Below are 7,796 nucleotides of genomic sequence, written 5' to 3'. Positions count from 1 at the left end.
AGGTGATACCCGGCGAGACCGGTTTGTCGGGCGTTGCAGCCGATGCTCCTTCTGCCGCGCACGTTCCTAGAGCGGCAGCAGGGTCAACAGCGCCATCTTGGTCGTGGTGGTCTTTCGCCATCAGCGCAATATGCCGCAGCCCAAGGCGGCTTCGGGTAGGACAAGGGCGCCTCGGGGCGGCGCCGGCCTGTCAAGAGCGCAGACCCATACCCAGGTGCTGCCGACCCCCTGGCTGCCGTGAAGGACGTCTACGCGCTGGCCAGCCACCTGCAGCGGTGCCCGATGGTCCAGCGATGGGGTGGGCAGGCGCTATGCGGGTTCGTTCCAATGCATGGGCAGACCCCGGCCGCGCGTGGCAGTCTGGGTGCCTGGGCATGTTCACCATCCCGGTCAGGGCGCGCCAAAACGCCTTGAATCCAGGCGCAAAGCACAGCCATGGCTGGGCCATGGCAAGCACGCATTTGCACCGACGGGCCGGGGTGTTTTGGCGTGCAAGGCGGGCATGGCGAAAGATTCTCAGCCCGCCCCCCGTGATTCCTGCGCCAGCCACGCCGTAGGGGATTGGCCCAGGCGTTGCGTGAAGGCGCGCGCGAGCGCGCTGGCATTGGCATAGCCGACCTCGGGCGCGACCTGCTTGACCGACATGCCCTGGCGCAGCAGCGAGCGCGCCAGCCCGATACGCCAGGTACCCAGGTATTCAGCGGGCGGCGTGCCCAGCGCGGCGCCGAACCGGGCCGCAAAACGCGCGCGCGACATGCCGGCCAGCAGCGCCATCGTGTCCAGCGTCCAGGGGCGTTCAGGTTCGGCGTGCAAGGCATTGAGCACGCGCGCCAATCGCACATCGGCCAGCCCGGCGAGCACGCCGACATCGACCAGACGCTGCGCCATCGCATGCCGCAGCAGTTGGATCACCAGCACCTCGACCAGCCGGTCCACCACCGCCAGGTGTCCGCAGCGCTGCGCCTGCGCCTCGACGACCAGCGACTGCTGCACCAGCACCAGCGCTGCCCCGCCCGCCTGCAGCTGCGCCAGCGGCACGTGCAGCACATCCGGCAGGCCGCGCAGCAGCGGGTTTTCATCGCTCGGACCGAAATCGATGGCCGCGCTGACGAGTTCAGGCGCAGCACCCCGCGCCGGCACCAGTTGGTGCCCCAGCGGGCGCGGCAGCAGCAGCACGCTGGGCTCGCTCACCACCAGGCGCGCGCCTGCGGCCGTTGCCATCTCCATCTGACCCTCGCAAAGCAGATGCAGATGGCTGCCATGCTGGCTTGCGCTCAGGTCCAGAACGCCCGGCAATGCCCCACGGTGCAACACGCGCGCGTGCAGCTGAAAACGGGCCAGCAGGGTCGAGAGGCGATCAGACATGAGACGAATGGTATCTTATCGGAGACGTATTGATTCCATACGTCTCACTTTGGCTGCTACAGTGACCCTGTGATTTGAAATGCCAAGGACCTCACTGTGCTGATGCCACGCCAACCCGTACCCGCCCTGTCCGTGCCCACGCTGGCCCACGGCGACTTCACACTCGCAGCAGACGCACCACAGAATTTCACCCTGGTCGTCTTCTACCGGGGTCTGCACTGCCCGATATGCCTGCGCTACCTGCTGGAGCTGAGCCGTCTGCTGCCAGAGTTTGAACAGCGCGGGGTGAAGGTGGTGGCGGTGTCCAGCGACACCGCCGAGCGCGCACAGGCCATGGCGGACAAGCTGCGCGCGCCCGGCCTGCGCGTAGGCCACAGCCTGCCGCTGGCGGTGGCCCGTGCCTGGGGGCTGTACATAAGCGCCTCGCGCGGCATGACGTCCCTTGGCTTGGAGGAGCCGGCGCTGTTCTCCGAACCCGGCGTGTTCCTGGTGCGCCCGGACGGCACGCTGTACTACGGTGCCGTGCAGACCATGCCGTTTGCGCGGCCACACTTTGATGAGCTGCGCGATGCGCTGGACTTCGCGCTGGCGAAAAACTACCCTGCCCGTGGCGAGTACACCGCAGCCTCCTGACCCCCACCAACAAGCAATCAAACAATCAAGCAAGCAAGGCCCTCCCATGCAATACGACGCAGTAGCCTTCGACACCGGCGGCACGGTGCTGGACTGGCACGGATCGCTGGTCGACGAACTGGCCCGGGTGCCTGCCTGGCAGGGGCTGGCCTTTGACCGCCACGCATTCGCCAATGCATGGCGGCGCAGCACCATGCAGGGCATTGTCGGGCAGGTGCAGCCGGCGTTCAACATGGACGACGTGCACCTGCTGGCGCTGGACGAGGCCGTGCTGGCCTTCGGGCTCCCGGCACTGGATGCGCCAGGCCGCACGCACCTGTGGCGCGCCTGGCACCGCCTGCGCGCCTGGCCCGACTTTGCGCCGGCGCTGGCGTCGCTGCGTGCGCGCGTGCCGGTGGTCTCGTTCACGATGCTGCCGACGGCCCTGGTCATCGACGTGTCGCGTCGCAACGGCTTCACCTGGGACGCCATCGTCTCGTGCGAGATGATCGGCGCCTACAAGCCGCACCGCGAAGCCTACGCCACGGCAGCGCGCTGGCTGAACCTGGCCCCCGAGCGCATCCTGATGGTGGCCTGCCACAACTTCGACCTCAACGCGGCGCATGCGGCAGGCCTGCGCACTGCCTTCGTCGCCCGCCCCGACGAGTGGGGCCCGGCGGGCCCGCCCGACCCCCACCCCCACATGGCCTACGACCACATCGTCGATGGCTTCGCTGCCCTGTGCGAGCAGGTTCTTTCCTCTCCCTGAGACACACCCCCATGATCAAGCTCTACTACCACCCATCACCGAACCCCGCCAAGGTCGCCCTGTTCCTGGAGGAGGCAGCCCTGCCCTACGAGATGGTGCCGGTGGACACCCGCCGTGGCGAGCAGCACACGCCGGCGTTTCTTGCCATCAATCCCAATGGCAAGACACCCGCACTGGTCGATGGCGACGCAGTCGTCTTCGACAGCAACGCCATTTTGCTGTACCTGGCGGAGAAGACAGGCCTCTTCCTGCCCGAGAACACGCCAGCGGCGCGCGCCGCAATGCACTCGTGGCTGATGTTCGTGGCCACCGGCATCGGGCCCTATTCGGGGCAGTCGGTGCACTTCAGGCATGTGGCACCCGAGCCCAAGACCTATGCGCTCAACCGCTACGACTTCGAGGCATGGCGGCACTGGACGCTCATCAACGAGCGCCTGTCCACCCGCACCTGGATGCTGGGCGAGGAGTACACGCTGGTCGACATGGCCGTGTGGGGCTGGGCCCGCGCCGTGCCCTATGTGCTGGGCACCGACCCGTGGGACAAGCTGCCCCATGTCAAGCGCCTGCTCGACACCGTGAACGCCCGGCCCGCCGCCCAGCGCGCCGAGGCGCTGAAAACCCGGCACGCCTTCAAGACCGAGGTCGACGATGAAACGCGGCGCGCCATGTTTCCGCAGAACGCCCGCCTGTCCGCAGCACCGGGGGCCTGACATGCTGGACCTGCACTACTGGACCACGCCGAACGGCCACAAGGTAACCATGTTTCTGGAGGAGGCCGCGCTGCCCTACCGCATCGTGCCGGTCCACATCGGCCGTGGCGAGCAGTTTGCGCCCGAGTTCCTGCGCATCGCACCGAACAACCGCATCCCGGCCATCGTCGACCATGCACCGGCCGACGGCGGGGCACCACTGTCGCTGTTCGAATCGGGCGCCATCCTGCAGTACCTGGCAGACAAGACGCAACGCTTCATTCCGCAGGACCTGCGCGGACGCAACCTGGTGCTGCAATGGCTGTATTGGCAGATGGGGGGCCTGGGGCCCATGGCCGGGCAGAACCACCATTTCGTGCAATATGCGCCCGAGCCGTTGCCCTATGCCATCGAGCGCTATGTGAAGGAGACCTCGCGCCTGTACGGCGTGCTGAACAAGCACCTGGGTGACGGGCGCACCTTCATCGCAGGCGACGGTTACTCCATTGCCGACATGGCGTGCTACCCGTGGATCCTGCCCCACGAACGCCAGCGACAGGTGCTGTCGGATTTTCCGCACCTGCAAACATGGTTCGAGCGCGTGCGCGAGCGGCCGTCCACAGTGCGCGCCTACCAGAAGGCCAACGAGGTCAACACGGCCCCGGTGGTCGACGCGGCATCGCGCGGCCTGCTGTTCGGACAGGACGCGGGCGTGGTGCGATAGACCAACGCAAAGCCCATTCAACGCTCGCGGCTGACGGCAACAACGCCCGGGATGTCATCGGCGGCATCAGCCCCTGCCGGCCGATGCAACCCGGGTAGTACAACAGCGCCTTGGTGGGTGTGACTGCAGGGCATGGAGCGTGTGAGCAGGCCGTTGCGTGGCATTGGCAATTTGCCTTTCTGCGCAATGGCCATGTCGCTTGCACAAACATGCTCGGCCAATGAACACGGGGTGAAGGGTGTATGGCGCCATGGCACAGCCCGGCCACCAAGGCTATGCGGCAAGCCGGCCGATCCGCTCCCCGGCCTGCGCCACATGCGCCGACAGCGCATCCATGCATGCAGCAAAACCCTCGCTGAAACCGCCCTTTGCGCCGCCCTTGCGACCCAACGCCGCGAGTCGGCCCACAAAATCCTGCGCCAGCGCCAGGGCCTGCCGCCAGGTGTGCGGCGGCACCTGCGGGCCGATGACCAGCGCCAGCGGGCGCACCGGCACCTCGCCCGCCGCCGTGGGCGCAAAGGCCATGGGCGTCATGTCATAGGCCGGCGCCAGCTGGTACGGCCGGCCGTGCTCGGCCATGAACGACAGGTTGCCGCTGTGCATGTCGGTGTTGCCGATCAGAGTGCCAAAGGCCCACAGCAGGCTGGCGGCGTCCACCGCCTCGGGCTGCACCACGCCTTCGCGCGCCAGGGCCACCACCATCTCGGGCCAGCGGCCGCTGTTGCCGACAAACTCCGCGTCCAGGGCGGTCAGCGAGTGCAGCGCGCGCCGGCCCAGCGCGCCCACCCGGTCAAAACGCTCCACCTCCAGAAACCGCTGCCCGCCATGGTCGATGACCTGCGTGCGCGCCGCCGCGATGCCATGGTCCCGCAGCACCTGCAGCGCCACATGCTCGGCCAGCAACAGGTCACGCCAGCGCTCGCTCACCGGGCTTTGCACCGCAGCGCTGAACTTGACGATCACGTGGGCAGGCTCCGCCATCGCCGCAGCGCTCCCCCGGCCGCTGCCCCCGCACTGTGCATAGGCCGTGAACTTGGGCTGCTCGCCCCCCGCCGACGATCCCGCCTGTTCACCGCGCGCTGCGGCCAGTGCCAGCGCCGCATAGGCCCGCGCCTTGCCGGCCAGCGCAATCGGCACGGGCACGCCCGCGTTCACGAACGCCTGCTGCGCCGCATCGCCCACCAGCAGGTTGCCGGGCAGGTCACCCCCCTCGCGCAGCAGCGCGCGCATCACGTGCGCATCGTTCCAGTCGGCCAGCCGCTCTGGCAGCCCCAGCGCGGGCCCATGCCGCTGGTTGTAGGCCCGCCCCAGGTACCCCTGCGGCCGCATGTCGAAAAGCCACCACGGCAGGCCATCCGTGTGCCCTTGCACGGCACCATCGGCCTGCGCCATCACGAAGCCTTCGGGATACACCGGCACCAGGGTGCCCAGCCCCTGCAACCGGCCTTCGGCAGTCACCCGGTAGATCGGCGCCACCAGGTCCGCCCGCGAGGCATCGCGCAGCGCATACTGAATAGATCGTGAAGCACCCAGACGCAGCGCATCCGGCCCCAGCGCCTGCAGCGCCCGGGACACTGTGGGTTGGCTTGTTCCCAGGGTATCCGCCAATGCCCGCGCGGTTTTCAGCCCGCTGCGCAGCAGGTCACGAATCTGGTCGGCGTGGCGGCGGGTGGAGGTCGGCATGCAGGTATCTTAGTCCGGGTGAATAGATTTATGAATAGATAAATGAATAGAAACCGAGAGATTTCCAGGGCAAGAGGGTTGCCCCCTTGGCGGCATGGCGCCATGCCTGCGCACGCATTGCACAATGTGCCCCTGCCCCGCCCTGGCAAGGGCGAACTCCACAGAACGAAGGCCAAGGTCAAACCCGCCAGATTGAGCCCCGTCAAGCAAACGTTGACCTTCGTCAAGTCGGGCTTGCGGTGGTGTCCGGACAATCGACTGCATCGTCCAGCGGAGTCTTCCACCATGCGCCTGAACCTGCCAATCACCAGACAGGTATATGCTGTCCCCAAGGGCCAGACCCTTGTCTCCACCACCGACACGCAGGGGCGCATCACGCACTGCAACGCGGCCTTCGTGGCTGTCAGCGGCTACACGCGGGAAGAGCTGGTGGGCCAGCCGCACAACATGATTCGCCACCCCGACATGCCCGAGGAGGCATTTCGCGACATGTGGGCCACCATCGCCTCGGGTCGGCCCTGGTCAGCCCCGGTGAAGAACCGGCGCAAGGACGGCGATCACTACTGGGTGATGGCCAACGCCACGCCGCTGCTGCAGGACGGCCGACCCGTGGGCTACATGTCGGTGCGCACCGAGGCCACGCGCGCGCAGATCGCTGCGGCCGAGCAGCTCTACGCCACCATGCGCGCAGAAAAGCAGGCCGGGCGGCGCGTGCACGGGCTGCGCTCGGGCCGCGTGGTGCGACACACGCTGGTGGGGCGCGTGGCGCACGGGCTGGCCACGCTGGGCCTCGCGGCCCGGCTGGGGCTGGTGCTGCTGGCGCTGCTGGCGGCCTCGCTGGCCACCGGCATGCTGCTGCCCGGTGCCGCCGGCTGGGCGCTGCAGCTGGCGCTGTTCGGCGCGGCCTGGTGGTACCTGGCGCGGCTGCTGGTGGGGCCCATCGCGGCGCTGACCGTGGCGGCCAACCGGGTCGCGGCCGGCGACCTGACAGCCACCGTGCGCCGGGGCCGCAACGATGAACTGGGCGACCTGGAGCAGGCGCTGGGGCAGCTGTCGTTCAACCTGTGCGCCATCGTGCGCGATGCCCGCGACGAAAGCGAATCCATGCGCCTGGGCGCGCAGGAGATCGCGCAGGGCAACCTGGACCTGTCGGCACGCACCGAGTCGCAGGCCGCCAGCCTGGAGCAGACGGCGGCGTCCATGGAGCAGATCACCGGCACCGTGCGCCAGAGCGCCGACGCGGCCCGCCAGGCCACGGCCCTGGCAGGCCAGGCCAACGCGGCCGCCACGCGCAGCCGCGAGGCGGTGGACAGTGTGGGCCAGACCATGCGCGACATCCAGGGCGACTCCGACCGCATCGGCGAGATCACGCAGGTGATCAACGCCATCGCCTTCCAGACCAACATATTGGCGCTCAATGCCGCCGTGGAGGCCGCCCGCGCCGGCGAGCAGGGCCGCGGCTTTGCCGTGGTGGCCAGCGAGGTGCGCAGCCTGGCCGGCCGCAGCGCCGAGGCCGCCCGCGAGATCAAGCAGCTGATCGACCAGTCGGCCCACCGCGTGGAGCAAGGCCAACAGCGCACCCAGGCGGCCCAGGCCACCATGGTCGAGGTGGTCGAGGGCGTGCAGCGCGTGAGCGCCGTGGTCGGCGAGATCAGCCACGCCAGCCAGGAGCAACTGGCCGGCATCTCCGAGGTCAACACCGCCGTGGGCCAGCTGGACACCATCACCCAGGAAAACGCGGCGCTGGTGGAGCAGGTGGCGGCTGCGGCGCAGGGGTTGACGCGCACTGCGGGTGCGGTGGCGGATTCGGTGCAGGTGTTTCGGCTGGAGGCGGGGGTGGTGCCGTCGGCAACGCGGGCTGCGGTGCCGGGTCAGCGCAGCGCCAGACCGGTGGTGCAGCCGCGTGGCAAGGTGCTGACGACGGCGTGAGGTGGTGGATGCCAAGTGCCTCGGT

7 protein-coding genes are annotated in these 7,796 nt (G+C 68.5%); 5 read left to right on the top strand and 2 right to left on the bottom strand.

Annotated elements, in window-relative coordinates; translation table 11 throughout:
• Positions 1–516 precede the first annotated feature (516 nt).
• Positions 517–1,365, bottom strand: a complete 849-nt coding sequence (locus ASE28_RS27420; RefSeq protein ID WP_057269307.1) for an AraC family transcriptional regulator — start codon at positions 1,363–1,365, stop codon at positions 517–519.
• Positions 1,366–1,467: 102 nt separating this feature from the next.
• Here ASE28_RS27420 and ASE28_RS27415 point away from each other — a divergent pair, with 102 nt between their 5' ends.
• The 4 genes from ASE28_RS27415 to ASE28_RS27400 are packed head-to-tail and all read left to right on the top strand — an operon-like array spanning position 1,468 to position 4,159.
• A complete protein-coding gene (locus ASE28_RS27415) occupies positions 1,468–1,998 on the top strand; it encodes a peroxiredoxin-like family protein (RefSeq protein WP_082608283.1) in 531 nt (176 codons plus the stop codon).
• A 46-nt stretch (positions 1,999–2,044) separates the two neighbouring features.
• Positions 2,045–2,746: an HAD-IA family hydrolase gene (locus tag ASE28_RS27410; protein ID WP_057269305.1), complete on the top strand. Its 702-nt coding sequence runs from the start codon at positions 2,045–2,047 to the stop codon at positions 2,744–2,746.
• Positions 2,747–2,757: 11 nt separating this feature from the next.
• Complete coding sequence (locus ASE28_RS27405; protein ID WP_057269304.1) at positions 2,758–3,456, top strand: glutathione S-transferase family protein; 699 nt, start codon at positions 2,758–2,760, stop codon at positions 3,454–3,456.
• Between the two features lies 1 nt (position 3,457).
• Positions 3,458–4,159, top strand: a complete 702-nt coding sequence (locus ASE28_RS27400; RefSeq protein WP_057269303.1) for a glutathione binding-like protein — start codon at positions 3,458–3,460, stop codon at positions 4,157–4,159.
• Positions 4,160–4,432: 273 nt separating this feature from the next.
• On the opposite strand, the gene yjjJ is transcribed toward ASE28_RS27400, so the two are convergent.
• Entirely contained in the window at positions 4,433–5,842 is a 1,410-nt protein-coding gene (gene yjjJ, locus ASE28_RS27395) for a type II toxin-antitoxin system HipA family toxin YjjJ (RefSeq protein ID WP_057269302.1), read from the bottom strand.
• Between the two features lie 285 nt (positions 5,843–6,127).
• Between yjjJ and ASE28_RS27390 the strand changes: the two genes are divergently transcribed.
• Positions 6,128–7,771 (top strand): PAS domain-containing methyl-accepting chemotaxis protein, encoded by a 1,644-nt coding sequence (locus tag ASE28_RS27390; protein ID WP_057269301.1) that lies wholly within the window; start codon positions 6,128–6,130, stop codon positions 7,769–7,771.
• Positions 7,772–7,796 lie beyond the last annotated feature (25 nt).

The sequence above is a fragment of the Acidovorax sp. Root219 genome (genome assembly GCF_001428665.1).
In the GTDB taxonomy this organism is placed as follows: domain Bacteria; phylum Pseudomonadota; class Gammaproteobacteria; order Burkholderiales; family Burkholderiaceae_C; genus Acidovorax.
The sequence above is the reverse complement of the archived record's forward strand: the minus strand, read 5'-3'. Positions and strand labels throughout refer to the sequence as shown.

Coding starts and splice junctions, on each gene's coding strand:
- ASE28_RS27420 (WP_057269307.1), bottom strand. CDS start 1,365: ATGTCTGATCGCCTCTCGACCCTGCTGGCCCGTTTTCAGCTGCACGCG.
- ASE28_RS27415 (WP_082608283.1), top strand. CDS start 1,468: ATGCCACGCCAACCCGTACCCGCCCTGTCCGTGCCCACGCTGGCCCAC.
- ASE28_RS27410 (WP_057269305.1), top strand. CDS start 2,045: ATGCAATACGACGCAGTAGCCTTCGACACCGGCGGCACGGTGCTGGAC.
- ASE28_RS27405 (WP_057269304.1), top strand. CDS start 2,758: ATGATCAAGCTCTACTACCACCCATCACCGAACCCCGCCAAGGTCGCC.
- ASE28_RS27400 (WP_057269303.1), top strand. CDS start 3,458: ATGCTGGACCTGCACTACTGGACCACGCCGAACGGCCACAAGGTAACC.
- yjjJ (WP_057269302.1), bottom strand. CDS start 5,842: ATGCCGACCTCCACCCGCCGCCACGCCGACCAGATTCGTGACCTGCTG.
- ASE28_RS27390 (WP_057269301.1), top strand. CDS start 6,128: ATGCGCCTGAACCTGCCAATCACCAGACAGGTATATGCTGTCCCCAAG.